This is a genomic window from Streptomyces cinereoruber (genome assembly GCF_009299385.1).
In the GTDB taxonomy this organism is placed as follows: Bacteria; Actinomycetota; Actinomycetes; order Streptomycetales; family Streptomycetaceae; genus Streptomyces; species Streptomyces bikiniensis.
On the sequence record NZ_CP023693.1, the window covers coordinates 3,575,623 to 3,598,511 of the forward strand.

Consider the following 22,889-nt stretch of genomic DNA (forward strand, 5'->3'; position numbering starts at 1 on the left):
CCGAGAGGAAGAAAGGCAAGTCGATGTGTGGAATGACGGGCTGGGTCTCGTTCGACCGGGACCTGACGCAGCAGCGCGCGCGGCTGGAAGCGATGACGGAGACCATGGCCTGCCGGGGCCCGGACGCCTGCGGCAACTGGCTCGACCGGCACGCGGCGATCGGGCACCGGCGGCTGGCGGTCATCGACCTCGAAGGCGGCGCCCAGCCCATGGTGGTGCCCACCGACGACGGCCCGGTGACCATCACGTACACCGGTGAGGTCTACAACTACACGGAGCTGCGCGCCGAGTTGCTGCGCCGCGGCCACCGGTTCCTGACCCGCAGCGACACCGAGGTCGTGCTCCACGGCTACCTGGAGTGGGGCGAGGGGGTCGCCGAACGGCTCAACGGCATGTTCGCGTTCGCCGTCTGGGACTCCCGGGTCGAGAAGCTGGTCATGATCCGCGACCGGATGGGCGTCAAGCCGCTCTACTACTACGCCACCGACGACGGGGTGATCTTCGGCTCCGAGCCGAAGGCGATCCTCGCCAACCCGCTGGCGGACCGCGCCGTCGACCTCGCCGGACTGCGGGAGCTGGTCAGCTTCACCCAGACGCCGGGCAGTTCCGTGTGGTGCGGCATGAACGAGGTGCTCCCGGGCGGCCTGGTCACCGTCGACCGCTCCGGACTGCGCGAGCACCGCTACTGGACGCTGCCCACCCGCCCGCACACCGACGACCTGAAGACCACCGTCGCCACCGTGCGCGAACTGCTCGAGGACATCGTCGCCCGCCAGGTGGTCTCCGACGTCCCGCGCTGCACCCTGCTCTCCGGCGGTCTGGACTCCAGCGTGATCACCGCCCTGGCCGCCGCCGAGCTGGGCCGGCCCGGCGGGGACGGCGAGAAGGTGCGCAGCTTCGCGGTGGACTTCGTCGGGCGGGAGGACGACTTCGTCGCCGACGAACTGCGGGGCACGACGGACGCCCCGTACGCGCTCGAGGTCGCCTCGCACGTCGGCTCCCGGCACGAGGCGATCGTGCTCGACCACGCCGCGATCGCCGACCCGGACGTGCGCCGGGCCGTCATCACCGCGCGGGACAGTCCGCTCAGCCTCGGCGACATGGACGCCTCGCTCTACCTGCTGTTCCAGGCCATCCGCCGGCAGTCCACCGTCGCCCTGTCCGGCGAGTCCGCCGACGAGGTCTTCGGCGGGTACCGGTGGTTCCACCAGCCGGAGGTCCAGGCCGCGCAGACCTTCCCCTGGATGGCGGTCTTCGTCAGCGGGGCGCGGGCGCAGGTGTCCGACCGCTTCAACGCCGACATCACCGCCGCCCTCGACCTGCCCGCGTACATCCGCGACCGCTACTCCGACGCGGTCGGCGAGGTCGAGCGGGCCGAGGGCGAGAGCGACCACGAGATGCGGATGCGGGTGATGTGCCACCTGCACCTGACGCGCTTCGTGCGGATGCTCCTGGAGCGCAAGGACCGGATCAGCATGGCCGTCGGGCTGGAGGTCCGGGTCCCCTTCTGCGACCACCGGCTCGTCGAGTACGTCTACAACACCCCGTGGTCGATGAAGACCTTCGACGGCCGGGAGAAGAGCCTGCTCCGCGCCGCGACCGCGGACCTGCTGCCGCGGTCGGTGCTGGAGCGGGTGAAGGCCCCCTACCCGGCCACGCTGGACCCGCACTACACCCATGCGCTCCTCCAGCAGTCCAAGGAGCTGCTCACGACCGACGACCCGGTCTTCGCCCTGGTCGACCGCGGCCGGCTGGAGGAGATCACCCGGCACGACCCGGCCACCATGCCGATCGACGTCCGCAACGGCATGGAGCGCGTGCTCGACCTGAGCACCTGGCTGGACGTCTACCGGCCGGAGCTGCGGCTCTGACGCGGCCGCGGCCGGTCACGGCCGCGCGCCCCGCGTCACCGCCCACGCCCGCACCACGGATGGAGGAGTACGAGATGGGAACGGAAGACACCCGGCCCGAGGGGTTCGGGACCGACCTCGACCTGCGCGCCCGGCACCGTGCCGTCGTCGCGGACTACATGAGCCGCAAGGGCGAGAACCGGCTGACGCGCTACCTGCTCTTCACCGAGGACGGCAGCGCCGGCCTGTGGACCAGCGACACCGGCGAACCGGTCGACTCCCACGGGCACGAGAAGCTCAAGGCGCACGGCGAGTGGTCGCTGCGCATGTTCCCCGACTGGGAGTGGAAGAACGTCGAGATCTTCGACACGCAGGACCCCAACCGGTTCTGGGTCGAGTGCGACGGCGAGGGGAAGATCCTCTACCCGGCCTATCCGCCCGGCCACTACCGGAACCACTTCATCCACTCGTTCCTGCTGGAGGACGGGCGGATCAAGCAGCAGCGCGAGTTCATGAACCCGTTCCAGCAGCTGCGCGCGCTGGGCATCGAGGTGCCGAGGATCGACCGCGGCGGCATCCCCACCTAGGGCCGGACAAGCCTCGGGGCCCGTCCGACCCCGATCACCGGAGAGGCCCCGGGGGTCCCGCCCCGGGCCCTCCGGCCGGCCCGCCCGTACACATCCACAGCAAGGAGCATCAGGTGGCATCTCGGCTCAACCCGTACATCGCCTTCGACGGGAACGCCAGGGAGGCGATGGAGTTCTACCACGAGGTCCTCGGCGGCAAGCTGGAGCTGGGCACCTTCGCCGACTTCGGCTCGTCGGAGTCGCCCGACGCCGACAGGATCATGCACGCCACGCTCACCACCGCCGACGGCTTCACGGTGATGGCCTGGGACGTCCCGGAGCGGGTCCCCTTCGACCCGGGCACCAACGTCGCGCTCTACCTCGGCGGCGACGACCCCGGCCTGCGCGAGTACTTCGAGGGGCTGTCCGCCGGCGGCACCGTGGCGATGCCCCTCAGGAAGCAGATCTGGGGCGACGAGGCCGGCACGCTCGTCGACAGGTTCGGCATCACCTGGATGTTCAACATCACCGGGACGCGGTCCTGAGACCGCCCGGTGCGGGGCGGCGCCGTCGGGGCGCCGCCCCGCGCCGGGGGCGACCCGTGTCGCCCGAAAACCTCTGTCGTGCCGCGGGACCCCGCGGCGAAGCGGGCCGACCGGATCCGGTCGGCGGGTCGGAATGGTGAGGTCTCCATGACAGTCGACGTGCAGACCACGCGGGACGTGGTCGACATCATCACCGGGGGCTGGAGGGCACAGGCCCTCTACACCGCCGTCAAACTCGGACTGCCCGACCACGTCGAGGCGGGTCTCGGCACCGACGCCGAGCTGGCGAAGGCGACCGGGGCGAGCGAGGGGGGCGTCCACCGCCTGATGCGCCTGCTGGTGGCCATGGGCATATTCGAGGGCGACGGCTCCACCGGCTACCGCGGCACCCGGGTGAGCGCCGCCCTCATCGAAGGCCCCGGCTCCCTGGGCGACATGTGCCTGCTGTACGGCGAGGAGTTCTACTCCGCCTGGGGCCACGCCCACCACGCCATCGGCACCGAGAGCTCGGGGTTCGAGGTGGCCTACGGCCGCCCGTTCTACGACCACCTGGGGCAGGACGCGGCCGTCGCCCGCCGGTTCCAGGCCACCATGAACACCGCCAGCATGTTCTTCCACCGGGTGCCCGAGGTCTTCGACTTCTCCGGGAAGAGGGTCGTGGACGTGGGCGGCGGCGGCGGGCAGCTGCTCGCCACGATCCTGGAGGCCGTGCCGGACGCCCGGGGCACGCTCTTCGACCGCGAGCACATGATGCCCAAGGCGCGGGAGCACCTGGTCGCCGCCGTCGGCCCGGACCGGGTCGAGCTGGTGCCGGGCGACATGTTCCGGAGCGTCCCTGAGGGCGGCGACGTGTACGTCCTGTGCCGCGTGCTGGCCGGCCACGACGACGAGGCCGTCGTCCGCGTCTTCGAGCACTGCCGGCGCGCCATGGCGGACCCCTCCTCCCGGCTGCTGATCCTCGACCGGTTCGTCGCGGACGAGAACCCCACCGTGCTGCCCTCCCTGTGGGACCTGCACCTCCTGGTGACGACGGGCGGCGAGCACCGCACCGTCGACAGGATCACCCGGCTCCTCGGCCGGGCAGGCATGGAGATCGCCGGGACCGCGGAGCTGCCCATGGAGACGACCGCCCTGATCGTCGCACCGCGCCCCGCGTAACGAGAGGAGGAGACCTCGGTGTTCAAGCTGGCAACGATCGGCGTCTACGGATTCGACGGCGATTCCTTCCTGGAACGACTGCGGCTGGCGGACGTGCGCCTGCTGCTCGACGTGCGGCAGCGCCGCGGGGTCCGCGGACCGGACTACGCCTGGGCGAACTCGCTCCGGCTGCAGGCGGCCCTCGCCGGGGCCGGGGTCGCCTACCGGCACCACCGCGAGCTCGCCCCGACCACCGAGCTGCGCCACCTCCAGTACGCGGAGGACGACCGCCAGGGGGTCGGCAAGCGCTCGCGGCGCGAGCTCGCGCCCGAGTACACCCGGCGCTACACCGCCGAGATCCTCGACCCGGCCGACCTCGACCCGGTCCTGGAGGAGCTGCCGGACAGCGGTGTCGCGGCGCTGTTCTGCGTCGAGCGGGACCCCGAGGCGTGCCACCGGTCGCTGATCGCCGGCCGGCTGGCCGAGCGGCACGGCGTCACCGTCGAGCACCTGAGGCCGCTGTGACGGGCGACGTCCTGCGGGCCGGTCCGGCGCGGCCGAGGATCGCGGTGTTCGCCGGGCCGACGGCGACGATCCTGAACACCCCGGACCTGGTCACGTCGAACAAGGCCCGCGCGCGCCACGGCCTTCCGCTCCGTCCGGACCGCCGCGACGTCCTGCGCCCCCAGCGGCTCGCGGCGCCCGCGACGCTGTACGTCGAGGCGTTCAGCGCGCACCCGCTCGAAGGGGACGCGGCGGACCTGTACGCCCCGCCGGACGGCTGGCTCGACGGGGACGGCGCCTTCCACGCCGAGCGTCCGCCCGGTGACGCCACCGCGGTGTACGTGGTCGAACTCGACCCGTCCGACGGCCTCTACCCGCTCCCCTACATGGCGCGGCAGGCGGACGGATCGGCCTGGGAGGAGACCTCGGCGTCCCCGTACGCGCCGCCGGAGGCGGCCCGCCAGACCTTCTACCCGGACGCCCGCCGCCTCTACGAGGAGATCGAGCGGTTCGGCCTCGCCGACCACGGCACCCCCGTCGAGCTGCGGTCCCTCGCCGACTTCGCGTTCTTCCGCGCCGCCCCGTCCGGCGGCCCCACCGCGGGCCCCGGATCCGAGCGCCTCGGGCGGGACTTCTTCGTCTACTACCCGTACCACCTCCAGAGCGAGCCGGGCCTGGCGGAGCTCGCCCGGGCGACCAACCAGGTCCAGGAGGTCCTCGCCACGGGCGAGTTCGCCGGGGTGCAGTGGCTGGAGGGGAGCCCGACCGTCGACGAGACCCTGTACTGGCTCGGGCTGCTGATCGACACGAAGGTGCCGCTGGTCGGGCACGCGGCGCAGCGCCGCCACCAGTCCCTGAGCGCCGACGGCGACCGCAACGTGGTGGACGGCGTGAAGTACATCGCGTCGGGCGTCGCCCTGGACGAGCGGGGCGAGGACCGCGTCGGCGCCTGCGTGATCGTCGACGAACTCGTCTACTCGGCCCGGGACGTGACGAAGGTCGACGCCCGGCCGGGCGGCTACGAGGTCACCGGCGGCCACGGGGGGGTGGTCGCCGACCTCGGCGGCTACGGCCCCCCGCAGCTCACCTACCTGCCGGCCCGCAGGCACACCCACCGCTCGGAGCTGCGCCTCACCGTGCTCCCCGAGCGGGTGACCGGCGTGACCGGACGCCTGGACACCGGCGTGACCACGCTCGACGTCCGGACGAAGGACGACGGGGGCCTCGTGCCGGAGGCCGTGCCGTACGTGTCGATCACCAAGTACAGCCGGTACGCGGCGACCGGGACCGGCACCGACGATCCGCCCGTCGCCGAGGAGGAGGTCGAGATCCTGGCCCGGATCGACGCCAACCTCGCCCGCGCGCCGCTGTCGGGCTTCGTCTGCGAGGGCATGTCGCCGTTCGGGATGGCCGATCCGACGAGGAACGCGGCGCTCGGCGTCGCCGTCTTCGCCGGCATGCCGGTGGTCCGCACGGGCCGCGGCAACACCGGGGGCATGGCCTACCGCACCGATCCGACGTTCGTCTCGGGCAACAACCTGACGGCCACCAAGGCGCGCCTGCTGCTCATGGCCGCCCTGCTCAGGTTCGGCGCCCTGCCCCCGGCCGCGGACCCCTTCCGCCCGACCCCCGACGAGCGCGCGGCCACCGAGAAGGCGGTCGCCCGCTACCAGGACCTCTTCGACACCCACTGACCCTCCCCCGACGCCCCTGACGCCCTCCTTGGAGAACGGAACCCATGGGTACGTACGAGTACGTGGTGGCCGACGTCTTCACCGACGTCCCGCTGGAAGGAAACCCGACCGCGGTCTTCCTGGACGCCTCCGGCCTCTCCGCCGAGCGCATGCAGCGGATCGCGCGGGAGATGCAGCTGTCCGAGACCGTCTTCGTCCTCCCCGCCGAGGGGGACGGCGACGTGCGGGTCCGCATCTTCACCCCGGTGAACGAGCTGCCGTTCGCCGGACACCCCACCCTGGGCACGGCCGTGGTGCTCGGCGAGACGCACCCGGGGAAGGACCTCCGGATGGAGACCGCCAGGGGCACCGTGGTCTTCGAACTGGAGCGGGACGACGACGGGCGCACCGTCGCGGCCGGCATGTGGCAGCCCCTGCCCGTCTGGGGGCCCTACGACCGCGCGGACGAGCTGCTCACCGCCCTCGACCTGACGGACACCGGCAGCACCCTGCCGGTCGAGGTCTACGACAACGGGCCGCGGCACGTGTTCGTCGGCCTGGACGGCGTGCCCGCGCTCTCCGCCCTGGAGCCGGACCAGCGGATCCTCGCGAGGCTGCCCGACATGGCGGCCAACTGCTTCGCCGGATCCGGCACCCGGTGGCGGCTGCGCATGTTCTCGCCCGCCTACGGCGTGGTGGAGGACGCGGCCACCGGCTCGGCCGCGGGCTCGCTCCCCGTACACTTGGCCCGGCACGGACTGATCCCGTTCGGGGAGTGGATCGAGATCCGCCAGGGGGTCGAGATGGGGCGCCCCTCCACGATGCGCGCCCGCGCGACGGGGACACCGGAACGGATCGAGTCGGTCCAGGTGGCGGGGTCCGCCGTGGTCGTCGCCCGGGGCACGCTGTACGCGTAGCCGCCGGGGACGTACGACCGACCTGTCCACGGAGGAAGGGCCGCCGCGCGTGTCCATCAGATCATCGTCCCCCGACCGTTCCGGGCACCACGGCGTGCCGCGTACCGAAGGGCGGGGGGAGTGAGGGCCGCCGAGGACGACGGGCTGTTCGCGTTACCGGCGCCGGACGGCCCCCCGCCCGCACGGGCGGACGACCCGCCCCCCGCGGAGCCCGCGGGGGCGGGCGGGCCGCTGGCGGCGCGGATGCGGCCGCGCACGCTCGCCGAGTTCGTCGGCCAGACGCACCTGCTGGGTCCCGGCGCGCCGCTCCGGCGCCTCGCGGAGGGCGGGGAGGCGGTGTCGGTACTGCTCCACGGCCCGCCCGGCACCGGGAAGACCACCTTCGCGCGCCTGCTCGCCGGCGCCGCCACCCGGCACTTCGTCGCCCTCTCGGCGCTGTCCAGCGGGGTCAAGGAGCTGCGCGACGCGATGACCGAGGCGCGCCGCCGCCAGGGCCGCCAGGGCCGGCAGACCGTGCTGTTCGTCGACGAGGTGCACCGCTTCTCCCGGACCCAGCAGGACGCGCTCCTCGGCGCCGTCGAGGACAGGCTCGTGCTGCTCGTCGCCGCCACCACGGAGAACCCGTCGTTCTCGGTGGTGTCCCCGCTGCTCTCGCGCCTGCTGGTGCTGCGGTTCCGGCACCTGACCGAGGACGAGCTCCGCGCGCTGCTGCGCCGGGCGGTGCGGGACGAGCGCGGCCTCGACGGCGCGGTCACCCTGTCCCCGGAGGCCGAGGACGCCCTCGTGCGCCTCGCGGCCGGCGACGCGCGGAGCGCGCTGACCGCGCTGGAGGCGAGCGCCGACGGGGTGACGGGCACCGGCGGCACGGTGGTCGACGTACCGGCCGTGGAGCGGGCCGTCGCCGAGACGACCGTGCGCTACGACCGGCAGGGCGACCAACACCACGACGTGGTCAGCGCGTTCATCAAGTCGATCCGCGGCTCGGACCCCGACGCCGCGCTGCACTACCTGGCGCGCATGCTCGTGGCCGGGGAGGACCCGCGGTTCGTCGCCCGGCGGCTGGTGGTGCACGCCAGCGAGGACGTCGGCCTCGCCGACCCCACGGCCCTGCAGGCCGCCGTGGCCGCGGCGCAGACGGTCCAGCTCGTCGGCATGCCCGAGGCGCGCCTCGCCCTGGCCCAGGCCACCGTGCACCTGGCCACGGCACCGAAGTCGATCGCGGTGCTCACCGCGATCGACGAGGCGATGTCCGACGTACGGGCGGGCGCCGTCGGCGAGGTCCCCGCCCACCTGCGGTACAGCCGGTACGCGGGCGCGAAGGAACAGGGCAACGGCGTCGGCTACCGCTATCCCCACCGGAGGCCCGAGGGGGTGCTGGAGCAGCAGTACCCGCCGGACGAGCTGGTGGGGAAGGACTACTACCGCCCCACGGAGCACGGCGGGGAGCGCACCCTGCGCGAACGCCTGACCCGGCTCCGCCGCGCCGTCCGCGGCGGCGGCCCCGGTGGCTCCGGCGGTTCCGGAGGTTCCGGTGGTCCCGACGGGGAGCGGTAGGCGCCGGGAGCGCACCGAAGCGCCGGCCCCGTGTCCACGGGGCCGGCGCTCCGAAGGGCGTCACGCGACGGCGGTGCCCTCCAGCTCGATCATCTGACCGGGGATGGCCAGGCGCGTCACGCCGAGCATGGTGGTGGTCGGCGCGACGCCGGCGGCGCCCAGGCGGCCCGCCAGTACGCCGTAGTGCTGGAAGAGGAGGTCGACGTCGGTCGTGTAGACGTTCAGCCGGACGAGGTTCGCCAGGGACATGCCGGCCTCGGAGAGGACCGCCTCGATGTTGTCGATGCTCAGCGCCAGCTGGGCGGCCATGTCGCCCTCGTGCTCCGGCCTGCCTTCCTTGCTCATCGCCGTCTGACCGGAGATGTACAGGGTGCGCGAGTGCCCGGAGACGACCTCACCCTGGTTGAAGCCCATCTCGACCGACCACGACACCGGGTTGACCGCGTTACGTTCCATTGCCGCACCTGCTCCGTTCGGTTCACTGACACTACGGACGCCCATCGACCCGGCAGCCGCCGGGAACTGGCGTCGTGCGAAGGAGCCTGCCAACAAAACGTGACACCTATGGTCATGTATTTCGTTAGTGTTTTCTCATGCGCGCCGACCGGCTGGTCTCCCTGGTCCTCCTGCTGCGCCGGCACGGGCGGATGACCGCGGACGCGCTCGCCCGTGAGCTGGAGGTCTCCACGCGGACGGTGCTGCGCGACATCGAGGCGCTGTCCGTGGCCGGCGTCCCGGTCTACGCCGAGCGCGGCCGGCACGGCGGATTCGCGCTGCTGCCCGACTTCCAGACGACGCTCACCGGGCTGAACCACGACGAGGCGCTCGCCCTGCTGGTCGCCGGATCGCGGCGCGGCGCACAGGTCTTCGGCCTCGGCTCGGCGCTCGCCTCGGCCATGCTCAAGGTGGTCGACGCCCTGCCCGAGAACCTGCGGGACGACGCGGCCGGAGCGGCGCAGCGCCTGCTCGTCGACCCGGAGACCGACCTCCTCTCGCGCCGGGTGGCCCCCGAGGAGCTGTCCGACGCCGTCGTGGCCGAGGTCCGGCGCGCGGTGCTCGCCGGACACCGGCTGCGCATCCGCTACGAGGCCGTGGGCCAGGCCCCGAAGTGGCGCACCGTGGATCCGATCGGCCTGGTCACCGTGCGCGAGCAGGGCTATCTGCTGGCCAGGCGGGCCGACGAGGACCGCACGTACCGGCTGTCGCGCGTCCTGGCCGCCGAGGAGCTCGACGAGCCCGCGCGGCGCCCGGACACGGTCGATCTGGACCGGGCCTGGCAGGAGCGCAACGCGCGGTTCCGGACCGGCGGCGACAAGGTCGCCGTGCTCGTCCGGGTCAAACCGTCGCGCCGCGAGCACCTGGTCGGCACCGCCCTCGCCGTCTGCGCCGAGGAGACCGACGCGGACGGCTGGATACGCCTGAACGTGATCTTCCAGGACTCCCGCCACGCCGAATGGGCCCTGTGGCAGCACGCCGTCGACGCGGAGGTCCTCGCCCCCCAGTGGCTCCGCACGACCCTGCACGAACGCGCCGTCACGATCGCCGCCCGCTACGCCCGCCCCGACGCGCCCCCGCACCGCCCCGCACGGCCCGACCGGGGCCGGGCCGGTCGGCAAGAGGGGTACTAGCACCCCTGAGATCCGTGCGGCCGATCGTCATGCTGAGAACACAGCGAGACAGCGGCAAGTGCGAAGTGAGGGCGGGAAATGAATGCACGCACGGGCGAGATCGAGAAGACCGGCCGGAGCCTCGGTGGTTCCGTGGCGATGATGCTGCGGGGCGTGGCCCTGACGGGTTTGGCGATCTACGAGGCGCTGCTGCTCCTGTGGGTGTCGCTCATCGTCTGCCTCTGCCTCGTCGGTATCGGAATCCCGCTCCTGCCGGGCGCGTTGAACGCGGTCCGCAAGGACGCGCGAACCCAGCGCAGGCTGGCCGGGGAATGGTCCGGCATCCGGGTCGCGTCCTCGCACCTGCCCGAACCGGCCACTCCCCCCGGCCCGGCCTGGAAGCGGGCCCATCGGATGCTCGGTGACGGCGCCACCTGGCGGGACCTGCTCTGGGCCCTGGTCAACCCGCTGGTCGGCCCCCTGATGGCGCTCCTCCCCGCGGCCGCGGTCGTGGGCGGACTCTGGGGCCTGAGCCTCACGTTCCTGTGGGACGGCCTGCCCGAGTCCTGGAACGGCGTCTGGTTCACCTTCATCCCCGTGAACAGCCAGACCACGGCGATCCTGGCGGGGGCCCTCGGCCTCGTGGAGCTCGCGGCCGGCCTGACCCTGCTGCCCCGCCTGATGCTGCCGCTGCACGGCCGCTGGGTGCGCCTGATGCTGGGCTCCACCCGTGCCGCGCTGACCAACCGTGTCGAGCACCTCGCCAGCACCCGTTCCGACGCCATGGACATGAACGCCACCGAACTGCGCCGGATCGAGAGGGACCTGCACGACGGTGCCCAGGTGCGTCTCGTGGCCCTGGGCATGACCCTCTCCGCCGCCGAGTCCCTGGTCGAGCGGAACCCCGAGGCCGTACGTGCCCTCCTCGCCGAGGCCAAGGACAACTCGGCCAAGGCCCTGAACGAACTCCGCGACCTGGTGCACGGCGTACACCCGCCGCTGCTCGCCGACCGGGGCCTGGTGGACGCCATCCGCACCCTCGGCCTGGAACTCCCCCTGCGGGTCCACGTCACCGGCTCGATTCCCGGCCGGCTGCCGGCCCCGGTGGAGTCCGCCGCGTACTTCGCCATCGCCGAGCTGCTCAGCAATGTCACCAAGCACGCCAAGGCCTCCGAGGCCACCGTCGACATCCGGTACTCCGACCACAGCCTGCGGGTCGCCGTCCACGACGACGGTGTCGGCGGCGCCGACCCCCGCAACGGCACCGGCCTGGCCGGGGTCGAGCGCCGGCTGGCCGCCTTCGACGGCCTCCTCGTGGTCACCAGCCCGCTGGGCGGCCCCACTTCGGCCGCCTTCGAGATCGCCTGCGAACTCCTCAGCGGTTCCGCGACCGACGACGTCCCGGCGACCTGACCCCCGGCTCCGCTCCACTCCGCTCCAGGAAACGACATGTGCCCGACGCTCTTACCACCGACCGAAGGACCTCTCGACATGCCGGTCAGCAATCGCCACTTCGCCTCGCGGATGGGGCGCTGGGGCGCCACCCATCCGTGGACGGCCATCCTCCTCTGGCTGGTCGTGGTCGTGGGCGCCTTCTCCATCGGCACCGTGATCGAGACCAAGCAGGCCACCAACCAGGACCTGCTGGTCGGCGAGGCCGCCGAAGCCGCCCGGCTCATCGAGGAGAACGGGCTGCGGAACCCCGCCGCGGAGAACATCCTGATCGGCACCCGCGCCGACCGGGCGACCGCCGCGCAGACGGCCGAGCGGACCGCCGCGGCCACCGAGCTGCGCCGACGGCTGGCGGCCCTCCCCGAGGTCGCCTCGGTGAGCGACCCGATCGGCTCGCCGAACGGCAGGGCACTGCTGCTCCAGGTCTCGATGAAGGGTGACGCCGACACCGCCGCGGACCGGGTGACCCCGCTCCTGACGGCCACCGCCGACACCCAGAAGCAGCACCCCGGCCTTCTCATCGAGCAGGCCGGCGACGCGTCCGTCAAGCACGACTTCCAGGAGTGGCTCGCCAAGGACCTCCAGAAGGCGACCGTGATCAGCGTCCCCGTGACCCTGGCGATCCTGCTCCTCATCTTCGGCGCGCTCGTCATGGCCGGTGTGCCGGTACTGCTCGGCCTGATGGCGGTCGCCTCGACGATGGGCCTGTGGGCCCTGGCCTCCCATCTCGTGCCGGACCCCGGCATGGTGACGGACGTGATCGTCCTGATGGGCCTCGCGGTCGGTGTCGACTACTGCCTCTTCTACCTGCGCCGCTACCGCGAGGAGTGCGCCAACGGCTACGACCCGGCCTCCGCGGTCGGCATCGCGGCCGCCACCTCCGGTCACTCCGTGATGGTCTCCGGGATCGCGGTGATCGTCTCCGCCGCGGGCCTCTACCTCTCCGGTGACGTGATGCTGGCCTCCATGGCCACCGGAGCGATCATCGTGGTCGCCGTCGCGATGGTCTCCGCGGTCACCGTCCTCCCCGCCCTGCTGGTCAAGCTCGGCCGTGCCGTCGACCGCCCCCGCGTCCCGCTCGTTCGGCGGCTCTCGCAGCGCAACGGAACCCCCCGTGTGTGGGGATTCCTCCTCCGCCCCGCCACCCGGCGCCCGCTGATCTCCCTCGTCGTCGCCGTCGGCGGCCTGGTGGCCCTGGCGCTGCCCGCCCTGGACATGAACCTGAAGGCCACGCAGGTCGACGACTTCCCCCGCTCGCTGAGCACGATGCGGACCTACGACCGCCTGGTCGACGCGTTCCCCTCCACCGCGAACACCGACACCGTCGCCGTACGGGTTCCGGCCGGCGAGAGCGAGCAGCTGCGCGCCCGGATGACCCGGCTGTCCGAGTCCGTCCGGCAGGACCCCCTGTTCGCCACGGACAGCCCGCCCCGGATCCGCTACTCCGCGGACGGCCGCGGCGCGGTCCTGGAAGCCGGCACGCCGACCGCCCCGGGCACCGACCCGGCCCGTGACTCCGTCACCCGCCTGCGCGCCGACCTGGTACCGGACGCGCTGCGGGGCGTGCCGGGCGTCGAGTACGCCGTGGGCGGGGCGCAGGCCGAGGACATGGACTACACGTCCAACCTCAACAGCCGGCTGCCCCTGGTGATCGGGGGCGTGTTCGCGCTGACGTTCCTGATCATCCTGCTCGCCTTCCGCTCGGTGGTCGTGGCCATGACCACCGTGGTGCTGAACCTGCTGTCCGTCGCCGCCTCGTTCGGCTTCCTCTGCCTGGTCTTCCAGCGGAACTGGGCCGAGGACCTGCTGGACTTCACCTCGACCGGGCACGTGGTGTCCTGGGTGCCGATCCTGCTGTTCGTGATCCTGTCCGGGCTCTCGCTCGACTATCACGTCTTCGTGGTCAGCCGGATCAGGGAGAGCGTGGTCGCCGGCATGACGACGAAGAACGCGGTGGTGGACGGGATCACCCGCACCGCCGGTGTCGTGACCGGGGCCGCGGCGGTCATGGTCGCGGTGTTCGCCACCTTCGGCACGCTGACCTTCATCGAGATGAAGCAGATCGGCGTCGGTCTCGCGGTGGCGATCGTCATCGACGCGACGATCATCCGGATCTACGTCCTGCCCGCCGCGATGACCCTCCTCGGCCGGGCCAACTGGTGGCCGTCGCGGACCGGCCCCTCCGGCAGCCTCCCCGAGTCGCGGCGCTCCGCGGAGACGTTCCGGGACACGGCCCGCGTCTGATCCGCACGCGGCGGGCCGGCGGCCCGGTCGGGGCGGGGACCCCACGGTCCCCGCCCCGCGCCCTCGATCAGCCGTCCGTCAGCCTCGCGTCAGTGCCCATCAAGCATAGTGGTCACGGAAGTTGACCACGACGGACAGACAGGACGACCGAAGATGAGCAACCCGTTCGACGATTCCGAAGGCACCTTCCACGTGCTGGTCAACGACGAGAACCAGCACAGTCTGTGGCCGTCCTTCGCCGAGGTGCCCGCGGGCTGGCGCCCGGTGCTGAGCGATGCCGCTCGCGAGGACGCCGTGCGCTACGTGGAGGAGAACTGGACCGACCTCCGCCCGCTGAGCCTCGTCGAGCACGGGGCCTGATCCCGTGACGGCTCACGCACCGGCGGCGATCGAGGCCGAGGGCCTCCGCAAGAACTACAAGGACCACGAGGTCCTCAAGGGGATCGACCTCCACGTCCCCGCGGGCACCGTGCTCGGGCTCCTCGGCCCCAACGGGGCCGGCAAGACGACGACCGTCCGCATCCTCAGCACGCTGCTGCGGCTCGACGGAGGACGCGCCACGGTGTGCGGTGTCGACGTGTCGAAGCACCCCCGCGAGGTGCGCCGGAGGATCGGCCTCTCGGGCCAGTACGCCGCCGTGGACGAGGAACTGTCCGGACGGGAGAACCTGGTCCTGCTCGGCCGACTGCTCCATCTGGGCACCCGGGCCGCCCGCGCCAGGGCCGAGGAGATGCTGTCCCGGTTCCATCTGACCGATGCGGGCGACAGACCGCTGCGGGAGTACTCGGGCGGCATGCGGCGCAGGCTGGACCTGGCGAGCACCCTGGTGGGCAGCCCGCGGGTCATCTTCCTGGACGAGCCGACGACCGGCCTCGACCCGAAGAGCCGGCTGGATCTGTGGGCCGTCGTACGGGAGCTCGTGGCGGAGGGCGTCACCGTCCTGCTGACCACGCAGTACCTCGAAGAGGCCGACGAGCTCGCCGACCGCATCGCGGTGATCGACAAGGGCCGGGTGGTCGCCGAGGGTTCCGCCGACGAACTCAAGCGCAAGGTGGGCGAGGAGCGCCTGGAGATCACGGTCACCGACCCCGCCGACCTCCCCGCGGCGCTGACCGCGCTGAACGGGGTACTGACCGGAGAGCTGACCCGGGACGACCAGAGGGGGGTCCTCGGCATCGAGCTGAGGGACGGACTGGCCGGCATCGCCGGTGCGGCGGCCGCACTGCACCGGGCGGGCATCCCCGTGTCCGACTTCGCCCAGCGGCGGCCCTCGCTGGACGAGGTGTTCCTGACGCTGACCTCCCACCGGGCGGCGTAGCCGGATGCCGGAGCGGGCAGCGGTCACGTGCCTGGTGCTGTGGGCGCCCGCGCTCGACCGCGCCGGGCTCCGCGGGCTCATGTCGGCCGAGGAGCGGGCCCGGTACGAGCAGTTCTCGGAGCCCTCCGACCGGGCGCGGTTCGCCTCGGCGCGGGCTCTGGTCCGGACCGCGATGGGCCGCGCCACCGGTGTCGCCCCGGACCTCGTACCGTTCGACCGGCGGTGCCGGTACTGCGGCGGCCCGCACGGGAAGCCGCGGGTCCCCGGCGCGACCACGAGGTTCTCGCTCTCCCACTCCGGCGGCCTCGTGGTCCTGGCGCTCGCCGAGGGCGCCGAGCCGGGGATCGACGTGGAACGGATCTCCGCCCGGCAGGTCGGACGGCTGGCGCCCCGCGTGCTGTCCGCCGGGGAGCTACGGGATCTGGAGGCCGTGCCGCCCGGGGAGAGGTCGGCGGCCTACCACACCTACTGGACGCGCAAGGAGGCGATCCTCAAGGCCGTCGGCCGGGGACTCTCGTCCTCCTTGCGGGGCATCTCCGTGTCCGGGCCGGACGCGCCGGCGGAACTGACCGAGTGGAAAGCCGACTTCGCTCCGCCGGACATCGCCATGTCCGACCTGCGGCCGGGCCCCGGGTACGCGGCGGCCCTCGCCGTCGAGACCCGTGGGCCCGTCGACCTGGTCGAGCGGCACCTGGTCGATCCGCTGGACGTTCCCTGACGGCTCCGGACCGGTCACCGGCCGGCGAAGGCCAACCCCGCGTCTATCGCCGGGTCCTGCATGAGGATGGCCTCCTGGATCCGTCGCATCTTCTTCCTCGGCTCCAGGCCCAGTTCGGTGTTCAGCCAGGCACGCACCCGCTGGAAGACGGCCAGCGCGTCGCCCTGCCGGCCCATGCGGTAGAGCGCGAGCATCAGCAGCTCCGCCATCCGCTCCCGCTCGGGGTGCTCGCAGGCCAGCTGCTCCAGCGCGCTGACGACGGCGGCCTCCCGGCCGATGCTCAGCCTCGCCTCGTAGAGGTCCTCCAGCGCGCCGAGCCGGCGGCCGGCGAGCCGGTTCGCGTAGGCGTTGCATCTGAGCCCGCCGGCCACGTCCGCGAGCGCCTGGCCGCGCCAGAGGCGGAGCGCCTCGTCCAGGATCCGCGCCGCCTCGTGCGGCGAGGTGTGGAGGAGTGCGGAGCCCCGGGTGGCCAGGCCGTCGAACCGGTGCGCGTCGACGGCGTCCGGCGGGAGGTCGAGGAGGTACCCGTTGGCCGAGGTCCGCACCAGCAGGTTGCCCGGCACACCGGTCACGCTCTCCAGGGAGATCCGCAGTCGGCGCATGTTGGCCTGGAGCGCGTTCTTCGGGTTCTTGGAATCCTGGTCGGTGGAGAGTTCCTCCATCAGGAGGTCGACCGATACGACCTCTCCGGGAGTGAATGCCAGAACCGCCAACAGGGTTCGCACACGGTTCGCCCCGAGGTTACGGGCATGGTTTCCCACCGTAACCTGCGTCGATCCGAGAAGCTCTATCGAGAGTGGCGTATCTACCGGATGGTAAGATTTCACTGATCCCCGTTCAAAATGCTTCGATCACTAAATGGTCGACTCGCATTCCGCTTCCGACGGCACTCGCCCTGAGGTGGTGTCGGCTGGAATCCGAGCGAGCCGAAGAAGGGGTGACGTCGCATTTGGGCGTGCCAAGCCACTGGTCGAACGCAAGAAATCCCCCCGGACACTGCGGTCGTTTGGAGCGGCTCGCGGCCTTCATCGCGTCTGGCCGGCCACGACAGGCCGATCCAGCCCCCAAACCTTGATCTTCTCAAATGTAAACCTAGCATGCGCCATTCGAACAGAGCTTTCCCTCGACTGGCCGAAAGCTCATTGTTCTGAACGGCTTTGACAATCTGTCAATAATCGCCGTTCGAGGCGCGGCGGTACTCGTCGTGCGGGGCCGACCGGGCCCGGGGCGCCCGGCTACGGGCGCCCCGGGGGCATCACAGCAGGTCGATCCGCTGACCGACACCCAGGTCCAGCGCCGTGCGGTGGACCGCGTCGATCAGCCCGACGTCGAGGATGGACATGCCGAACGGGTTGCTCACCACATAGCCGCTCTTCGGCCGGATGGCCGGAATCTGACCGAGCAGCACCTGGCCGAGCGTGCCCTCCACGGACCGGCCGGCCCCGCGCTCGGGAGCCCCCACCGTGCCCGGCCGGGTCACCTTCCCCTCCTGGAGCAGACTGCCCAGGATCCGCCGCGGGTTCTCCTCGATCAGGTCGAGGTCGTCCCCGTAGACGGCCTGCGCCCCGAGGAAGACCTCCTCGGTGAGGTCGCCGAGGGAGACGTGTGCGACGAAGCTCCCCGGGGCGAACGGGTCGGCACGCAGGTACGGTTCGCTGCTCGTGGTCAGCGTGACGGTGACGGGCGTGGCCCTGATGGCCTCGTCCGCCGTGCCGGCGACCGTCACCTTCAGCTGCGGGTGCTTCCCGTCCGCCCAGGCGACCAGCTCCGCCGCGCGGTCGACGGACAGGTCGAAGACGACCACCGTGCGCACGTCGGGGAAGGCGCCCACCAGCAGGTCCAGGTGCGCACGGGCCAGGGCCCCCGTGCCGATGAGCGTGATGCCGTCCCACCGCTCCGGGCCGAGCGCCCGCAGACTGACCATCGTGTACGCGGCGGTACGGACGGCGCTCAGGTAGCCGGCCTCCGCTATCAGCTTGGGCCGGGCGGTCTCCGGGTCGAAGACGAAGCTCAGCCCGCCGGCCCGCTCGATCCCCTTGGAGGGGTTGTTCACCGCGGCGTTGATGAGCTTCATGCCGTACACCGGGCCCTCCTCCCGGTGCAGGGCTCCCAGCATCGCGATGGCGCGGCTGTAGGCGCCGTCGCTGTTGGTCCAGGGCAGGTAGCCCTCGGCCGGGATCTCGGTGCGCCCCGCGGCCTGGACGCGCAGGACGTCCGCGGCGACCTCGACCGGGTCCAGCTTGTCCAGGCAGGCGAGTACGGCCGGACGGCTGAGAAAGATCAGGCTCTCCTGGGACATGGGTTTTCCTCACCTCTGGGAATCGGGATGCGCTCCGGCGCCATGACACGACCGTGGCAAGAAACCGACCGTATGACGACCGGTCGGCGGCGCCTGCCGGTGAAGGAACGGTTCCGGAATCGCGGAGTGCACACGGACCCCGACTGCGTCCTGCGGCGGGCTGTCGCAGAGTAGCCGACCATCTCCCTTTGCCAGTAGGGGAGTTCATGCGAATCTCGCGTGTTGTGGACACGGAGGCGTCCGCGTGAAACCGGCCGGTCCCGGCCGCTCGAATGCCGTCAGCGCTCGGTCAGCGGCATGTCAATTCGGCCTACTAACTTGATCAGCGTCCCCTTGGAGCGCACGGCTCGGGGGATCAGGTGTGCATGGGGACCGCCCGGCCGGTCAAGACACGGTGGTCCGCATTCAGCGCTCCGTGCCGACCTGTTCTTTCGACGACCGCGCTGAGAGGAGCAGGCCAGCCGTGACCTCGCTGACCGAAGTATCAAGCCACTGGCCCACCCAGGTTTCCCTCACGAGCCGCCAGGAGGCCCTGGGCCTGACCGATACGGAACTGCGCCGCTACGGACGAGGCTTCGGCCTGTCCGACATCTGCTGGGACGACACCGAGTCCGAGACGCAGAGCCTGCTGGCCGCCGTCCAGAAGCTGTCCCTGCTGCGGGGCCGGGAGGACCGGGTCCGCTACGTGCTCCGGGCCAAGACCCAGCGGTTCACGTCGCCCTACCCGCTGAGCCCGCTGCACGAAGTGCGCCGCGAGGCCGGCCTGCGCCACGCCAGGACCTTCGCCCTGACCGAACAGGCCTGCGCCTCGGGCCTGCTCGCCGTCGACGTGGCGGGCATGCTGCTGGCCGAGGAGGAGGACCCCGACGCGCTGGCCCTGGTCCTGGTCGGGGAGAAGGCCCACGGCCGGATCTCCCAGGTCCTGGACGGCATGGGCATCACCGGCGAGGGAACCGCGGCGGTGCTGGTCTCCGCTCACGGCGCCAAGGACCGGGTCCTGGGCTTCGCGACCAGGACCGTGTCGGTGGGCGACCCCGGGCTGTCCATGGTCGACGAGGCCTTCGTCCGCTTCCGGGAGATGTACGCCGACGTCCTCATGGAGGTCGTGGGCAGCGCGCTGGACCGGGCCGGGCTCACCGCCGAGGACATCAGCCTGGTGCTCCCCCACAACGTCAACCGGATCGCCTGGGTCAGGCTCAGCGACCGGCTCGGCGTACCCGTGGACCGGATATTCCTGGACAACATCCCGCGGACCGGGCACTGCTTCGGCGCGGATCCCTTCATCAACTACGCCACCGCCACCGAACTCGGGCGGCTCGACCCCGGCGACCGCTACCTCATGGTCTCGGTCGGGCTCGGAGCGAGCTTCGCCGCGATGGTCGTGGAGCACTGACGTGAACCCACAGCGAGAGAGGCCCGAGGTGACCGGCACGGAATTCAACCGGCGACTGAAGTCCGCGGTGGCCGACGGCCCGTCGGGCGCCCTGGTCTTCCTCGGAAACTTCGAGGTCGAGGAACAGTGGGCCCGCGGCGAGACCGGGCTGCCCCGGCTCTCCTCCGCGGGCAACACCGCCGTGGTCAACCGCATGGACGAGTTCGCGCTGCTGCTCGGCGACGTCGACGACCACGTCGTCCTGAAGACCGAACCCGACCCCGGTTACCTGGCCTACCTCCGGGAGCTGGGCATCGGCCTCCCCACCGTGCACGTGGTGCGCGGCCAGCACCCCGGGAACACCGTCACCCAGGACGCCCTGGCCGACCCCCGGCTGTCGGCCGTCCTGGGCGAGCTCGGCGCGCAGGGCGCCCTGCTGTCCCCGCACGGCGTCTCGGAGTGGGAGGAGGACCTCGCCGGCAAGGCGGGCATCGCCCTCGCCGCGCCCTCCGCCGAGCTGTGCAAGGCGGTCAACAGCAAGGTCTACAGCCGCCGCGTCGCCGACGAGCTGGGCCTGCGCCAGCCGCGCGGCTGGGCCTGCGAGACCCTCGGCGAACTGCGTACCGCCGTCGCCGCCGCCGCCGAACTGCTCGACGCGGGCACCACGATGCTCCTCAAGGAGGCCTACGGCGTCTCCGGCAAGGGCATCGCGGAGATCGATAGCACCCGGCGCCTGGAGCGGACGGAGCGGATGGTCGCGAACTCCGCGCGGAAGTCGGGCGCCGAGGGCATCGCGTTCGTCCTGGAGGAGAAGGTCGCGAAGGTCGCCGACCTGAACTACCAGTTCACCATCGCCCGTGACGGAGCCGTCCGGCTCGACTTCGTCAAGGAGGCCATCACCGAGGGCGGCGTCCACAAGGGGCACCGCTTCCCACCGCGCCTGACGGCCGCGCAGCACGAGGTGATCGACGCGGCCGCCGGGCTGCTCGGCCGCCGGCTCGCCGACGACGGCTTCTTCGGCGTGGTCGGGGTGGACGCCATGCTCGACCCCGACGGCGGGGTGTACCCCGTGATCGAGATCAACGCCCGCAACAACATGTCGACCTACCAGGTACGGCTCCAGGAGCAGCTGCTCGGCGAGGGCCGCCTGGCCCTCGCCCGCCACTACCCGCTGGTCCTGGAGCGGGCGCTTCCCTTCGACACCCTGCGGCAGGTGCTCGGCGACCTCCTGCTCGACCGCCCCGGCGGCAGCGGCCTGGTCGTCAACAACTACGCCACGGTCAACGCCGGTTCGTCGGCCGGCAGCCCGTTCAACGGCCGTCTCTACGGTCTGGTCATGGGCGATTCGCCCGAAGAGCTCGCCGCGCTGGACGAAGCCGTCGGCGCGCGGCTCGGACCCGCCGGAGCGCTGGGCGCCTCCGGGGTCCGGAGCTCCGCCCGACCCTAGTGGAAAGGACAGAAATGACAGTCGAGTCAGCCGAGTTCCAGGTGCAGGGCCTCCGCATCACCGACCTCGTCGCCGAGTTCGGAACACCCCTGTACGTCTACGACGGCGAGGCCCTGCGCTCCCGGATCACCGCACTGCGCGAGCTCATGCATCCGCGCCTCGAGTTCTTCTACTCGCTGAAGGCCAACCCCAACGTCTCGGTGTGCGCGCTGCTGCACGCGCACGGGGCCCGGGCGGAGGTCTCCTCGATGGCCGAGCTGCTCACCGCGCGCAAGGCCGGCGTGCAGCCCCGCGACATCATCTTCCTCGGCCCGGGCAAGAGCCGCGCCGAGCTGACGGAGTGCCTGGACCAGGGCATCCACGCGATCATCTGCGAATCGCTCCCCGAGCTGGACCTGATCGAGGAGATCGCCGCGGAGCGCGGTGTGGTGGCCCCGGTGGCGCTGCGCGTCAACCCCGGCTTCGCGGTCAAGGGCTCCGGCCTCACCATGGGCGGCAAGCCGCGCCAGTTCGGCATCGACGAGGCCCAGCTGCTGGCCGCCGGACCGCTCGGCAAGCAGTTCGACCACATCCGGCTCATGGGCGTACAGGCGTACATGGGCACGCGCATCCTCAGCGAGGACGCGATCGTGGAGAACACCCGCCGCATCCTGGAGACGGCCGGCCGCATCGCCGACCACCACGCCTTCGACCTGGACATGGTCGACGTCGGCGGGGGTCTGGGCGTCTCCTACTTCGACGGCGAGCGCGACCTGGACCTCGGGGTGCTGGCGGAGACCGTCAACCCGGTCCTGGACGCCTTCGCGCAGAGCCACCCGAAGACCCGGCTGATCATGGAGCTGGGCCGGTACCTGGTGGCGGAGAGCGGGACGTACGTGACCCGCGTGCGCTACACCAAGACCTCGCTCGGCGAGAACTTCGCCGTCGCGGACGGCGGCACCAACCACCACATGGCCGCCGTGGGCATCGGTTCCTTCGTCAAGCGCAACTTCCCCATCCGGCTGCTCAACCGCTACGACGAGCCCGCCACGGAGATCTGGAACATCACCGGTCCCCTGTGCACGCCCAACGACACGCTGGGCAAGAAGGTCGGCCTCCCGACGCTGCGCGAGGGCGACCTGATCGGCGTCGAGCGTTCCGGGGCGTACGGGCCGACCGCCTCGCCCGTGAACTTCCTGAGCCACGGCTACCCGGCCGAGGTGCTCATCGACGAGGGCCGCGCCCACCTGGTGCGCACGGCCGACAGCGCCGAGGACCTGCTGGCCAAGCAGCACCTGCTCGACCTGACGCCGGCCGACCACTAGGGCCTGCCGGACGGGCCCCAGGGCCCGTCCGGATCCTGCCGCCGACCTCCCTCACACCGCACCGACGCCGAAAGGGCGCTATCCACATGACCGAGACCACCGAGACCACGGCCGGCCCGCAGGTCGTCAGCGCGATCACCGAGGCCCTCGGGGCCGTCCTCCAGCGCGACCTGGGCGACCTGGCCCCCGACACGAAGCTCTTCGAGACCCTGGGCCTGGACTCGACCGGGGTGCTCGACCTGCTGCTGCGCCTGGAGGAACTCCTCGACGCGGAGTTCGACACCGACGAGCTCGAAATGAGCCACTTCGCCACGGTGCAGTCGCTCGCCGACTTCATCACCACCGAGCTCGGCCGCTGACGATGTCGCTCGCAGCAGCGCCA

The 22,889-nt window shown here is 71.9% G+C and carries 21 protein-coding genes; 18 read left to right on the forward strand and 3 right to left on the reverse strand.

Annotated elements, in window-relative coordinates; all coding sequences use genetic code 11:
- The first annotated feature begins 23 nt into the window (after nt 1-23).
- The 8 genes from asnB (at nt 24) to CP977_RS15945 (ending at nt 8,746) form a co-directional block, all read left to right on the forward strand.
- Nucleotides 24-1,871, forward strand: a complete 1,848-nt coding sequence (gene asnB, locus CP977_RS15910) for an asparagine synthase (glutamine-hydrolyzing) (RefSeq protein ID WP_062754322.1) — start codon at nt 24-26, stop codon at nt 1,869-1,871.
- Between the two features lie 74 nt (nt 1,872-1,945).
- Nucleotides 1,946-2,437: a PhzA/PhzB family protein gene (locus CP977_RS15915; protein ID WP_104860479.1), complete on the forward strand. Its 492-nt coding sequence runs from the start codon at nt 1,946-1,948 to the stop codon at nt 2,435-2,437.
- A gap of 113 nt (nt 2,438-2,550) precedes the next feature.
- Nucleotides 2,551-2,961, forward strand: a complete 411-nt coding sequence (locus CP977_RS15920; protein WP_062754320.1) for a VOC family protein — start codon at nt 2,551-2,553, stop codon at nt 2,959-2,961.
- Nucleotides 2,962-3,108: 147 nt separating this feature from the next.
- Nucleotides 3,109-4,119 carry a methyltransferase gene (locus CP977_RS15925; protein WP_062754317.1) on the forward strand — a complete coding sequence of 337 codons (1,011 nt, stop codon included), beginning with the start codon at nt 3,109-3,111 and terminating at the stop codon, nt 4,117-4,119.
- An 18-nt stretch (nt 4,120-4,137) separates the two neighbouring features.
- Nucleotides 4,138-4,623: a DUF488 domain-containing protein gene (locus tag CP977_RS15930; protein ID WP_062754315.1), complete on the forward strand. Its 486-nt coding sequence runs from the start codon at nt 4,138-4,140 to the stop codon at nt 4,621-4,623.
- Complete coding sequence (locus tag CP977_RS15935) at nt 4,620-6,296, forward strand: asparaginase domain-containing protein (protein WP_229991705.1); 1,677 nt, start codon at nt 4,620-4,622, stop codon at nt 6,294-6,296. The genes CP977_RS15930 and CP977_RS15935 overlap by 4 nt, the downstream gene beginning before the upstream one ends.
- Nucleotides 6,297-6,340: 44 nt before the next feature.
- Nucleotides 6,341-7,192 carry a PhzF family phenazine biosynthesis protein gene (locus tag CP977_RS15940; protein ID WP_062754313.1) on the forward strand — a complete coding sequence of 284 codons (852 nt, stop codon included), beginning with the start codon at nt 6,341-6,343 and terminating at the stop codon, nt 7,190-7,192.
- 120 nt (nt 7,193-7,312) lie between these two features.
- Nucleotides 7,313-8,746, forward strand: coding sequence for a replication-associated recombination protein A (locus CP977_RS15945; protein WP_229991706.1), 1,434 nt, complete (start codon nt 7,313-7,315; stop codon nt 8,744-8,746).
- Nucleotides 8,747-8,806: 60 nt separating this feature from the next.
- Here the strand turns inward: CP977_RS15945 and CP977_RS15950 are convergent, their stop codons facing one another.
- Nucleotides 8,807-9,202 (reverse strand): RidA family protein, encoded by a 396-nt coding sequence (locus CP977_RS15950; RefSeq protein WP_062754311.1) that lies wholly within the window; start codon nt 9,200-9,202, stop codon nt 8,807-8,809.
- A gap of 137 nt (nt 9,203-9,339) precedes the next feature.
- Here CP977_RS15950 and CP977_RS15955 point away from each other — a divergent pair, with 137 nt between their 5' ends.
- From CP977_RS15955 to CP977_RS15980, 6 genes are all read left to right on the forward strand, one after another.
- Nucleotides 9,340-10,374, forward strand: a complete 1,035-nt coding sequence (locus CP977_RS15955) for a helix-turn-helix transcriptional regulator (RefSeq protein ID WP_079131142.1) — start codon at nt 9,340-9,342, stop codon at nt 10,372-10,374.
- A 78-nt stretch (nt 10,375-10,452) separates the two neighbouring features.
- Nucleotides 10,453-11,766 (forward strand): sensor histidine kinase, encoded by a 1,314-nt coding sequence (locus CP977_RS15960; protein WP_063915168.1) that lies wholly within the window; start codon nt 10,453-10,455, stop codon nt 11,764-11,766.
- A 78-nt stretch (nt 11,767-11,844) separates the two neighbouring features.
- A complete protein-coding gene (locus CP977_RS15965) occupies nt 11,845-14,049 on the forward strand; it encodes an MMPL family transporter (protein ID WP_063915167.1) in 2,205 nt (734 codons plus the stop codon).
- 153 nt (nt 14,050-14,202) lie between these two features.
- A complete protein-coding gene (locus CP977_RS15970; RefSeq protein WP_062754308.1) occupies nt 14,203-14,409 on the forward strand; it encodes an MbtH family protein in 207 nt (68 codons plus the stop codon).
- Nucleotides 14,410-14,413: 4 nt separating this feature from the next.
- Nucleotides 14,414-15,367 (forward strand): ATP-binding cassette domain-containing protein, encoded by a 954-nt coding sequence (locus CP977_RS15975; RefSeq protein ID WP_062754306.1) that lies wholly within the window; start codon nt 14,414-14,416, stop codon nt 15,365-15,367.
- A gap of 4 nt (nt 15,368-15,371) precedes the next feature.
- Nucleotides 15,372-16,085: a 4'-phosphopantetheinyl transferase family protein gene (locus CP977_RS15980; protein ID WP_063915166.1), complete on the forward strand. Its 714-nt coding sequence runs from the start codon at nt 15,372-15,374 to the stop codon at nt 16,083-16,085.
- A gap of 14 nt (nt 16,086-16,099) precedes the next feature.
- Here the strand turns inward: CP977_RS15980 and CP977_RS15985 are convergent, their stop codons facing one another.
- Nucleotides 16,100-16,798: an AfsR/SARP family transcriptional regulator gene (locus tag CP977_RS15985; protein WP_234363789.1), complete on the reverse strand. Its 699-nt coding sequence runs from the start codon at nt 16,796-16,798 to the stop codon at nt 16,100-16,102.
- A gap of 542 nt (nt 16,799-17,340) precedes the next feature.
- Nucleotides 17,341-18,384: an ornithine cyclodeaminase family protein gene (locus CP977_RS15990; RefSeq protein WP_062754299.1), complete on the reverse strand. Its 1,044-nt coding sequence runs from the start codon at nt 18,382-18,384 to the stop codon at nt 17,341-17,343.
- A 463-nt stretch (nt 18,385-18,847) separates the two neighbouring features.
- Here CP977_RS15990 and CP977_RS15995 point away from each other — a divergent pair, with 463 nt between their 5' ends.
- From CP977_RS15995 to CP977_RS16010, 4 genes are all read left to right on the forward strand, one after another.
- The gene (locus CP977_RS15995; protein WP_062754297.1) at nt 18,848-19,777 is read left to right on the forward strand and encodes a 3-oxoacyl-[acyl-carrier-protein] synthase III C-terminal domain-containing protein; all 930 of its coding nucleotides are present in this window, start codon (nt 18,848-18,850) and stop codon (nt 19,775-19,777) included.
- A gap of 1 nt (nt 19,778) precedes the next feature.
- A complete protein-coding gene (locus CP977_RS16000; protein WP_229991708.1) occupies nt 19,779-21,203 on the forward strand; it encodes a preATP grasp domain-containing protein in 1,425 nt (474 codons plus the stop codon).
- A gap of 14 nt (nt 21,204-21,217) precedes the next feature.
- On the forward strand, nt 21,218-22,507 hold the full coding sequence (gene lysA, locus CP977_RS16005; protein ID WP_152370334.1) for a diaminopimelate decarboxylase: 1,290 nt from the start codon (nt 21,218-21,220) through the stop codon (nt 22,505-22,507).
- Between the two features lie 86 nt (nt 22,508-22,593).
- The gene (locus CP977_RS16010) at nt 22,594-22,866 is read left to right on the forward strand and encodes a phosphopantetheine-binding protein (protein WP_062754291.1); all 273 of its coding nucleotides are present in this window, start codon (nt 22,594-22,596) and stop codon (nt 22,864-22,866) included.
- The last annotated feature ends 23 nt before the right edge of the window (nt 22,867-22,889 follow it).

What these genes read in the sequence shown, in the direction of transcription:
- asnB (WP_062754322.1), top strand. Translation starts at nt 24, where the DNA reads ATGTGTGGAATGACGGGCTGGGTCTCGTTCGACCGGGACCTGACGCAG.
- CP977_RS15915 (WP_104860479.1), top strand. Translation starts at nt 1,946, where the DNA reads ATGGGAACGGAAGACACCCGGCCCGAGGGGTTCGGGACCGACCTCGAC.
- CP977_RS15925 (WP_062754317.1), top strand. Translation starts at nt 3,109, where the DNA reads ATGACAGTCGACGTGCAGACCACGCGGGACGTGGTCGACATCATCACC.
- CP977_RS15940 (WP_062754313.1), top strand. Translation starts at nt 6,341, where the DNA reads ATGGGTACGTACGAGTACGTGGTGGCCGACGTCTTCACCGACGTCCCG.
- CP977_RS15950 (WP_062754311.1), bottom strand. Translation starts at nt 9,202, where the DNA reads ATGGAACGTAACGCGGTCAACCCGGTGTCGTGGTCGGTCGAGATGGGC.
- CP977_RS15955 (WP_079131142.1), top strand. Translation starts at nt 9,340, where the DNA reads ATGCGCGCCGACCGGCTGGTCTCCCTGGTCCTCCTGCTGCGCCGGCAC.
- CP977_RS15960 (WP_063915168.1), top strand. Translation starts at nt 10,453, where the DNA reads ATGAATGCACGCACGGGCGAGATCGAGAAGACCGGCCGGAGCCTCGGT.
- CP977_RS15965 (WP_063915167.1), top strand. Translation starts at nt 11,845, where the DNA reads ATGCCGGTCAGCAATCGCCACTTCGCCTCGCGGATGGGGCGCTGGGGC.
- CP977_RS15970 (WP_062754308.1), top strand. Translation starts at nt 14,203, where the DNA reads ATGAGCAACCCGTTCGACGATTCCGAAGGCACCTTCCACGTGCTGGTC.
- CP977_RS15980 (WP_063915166.1), top strand. Translation starts at nt 15,372, where the DNA reads ATGCCGGAGCGGGCAGCGGTCACGTGCCTGGTGCTGTGGGCGCCCGCG.
- CP977_RS15990 (WP_062754299.1), bottom strand. Translation starts at nt 18,384, where the DNA reads ATGTCCCAGGAGAGCCTGATCTTTCTCAGCCGTCCGGCCGTACTCGCC.
- lysA (WP_152370334.1), top strand. Translation starts at nt 21,218, where the DNA reads ATGACAGTCGAGTCAGCCGAGTTCCAGGTGCAGGGCCTCCGCATCACC.
- CP977_RS16010 (WP_062754291.1), top strand. Translation starts at nt 22,594, where the DNA reads ATGACCGAGACCACCGAGACCACGGCCGGCCCGCAGGTCGTCAGCGCG.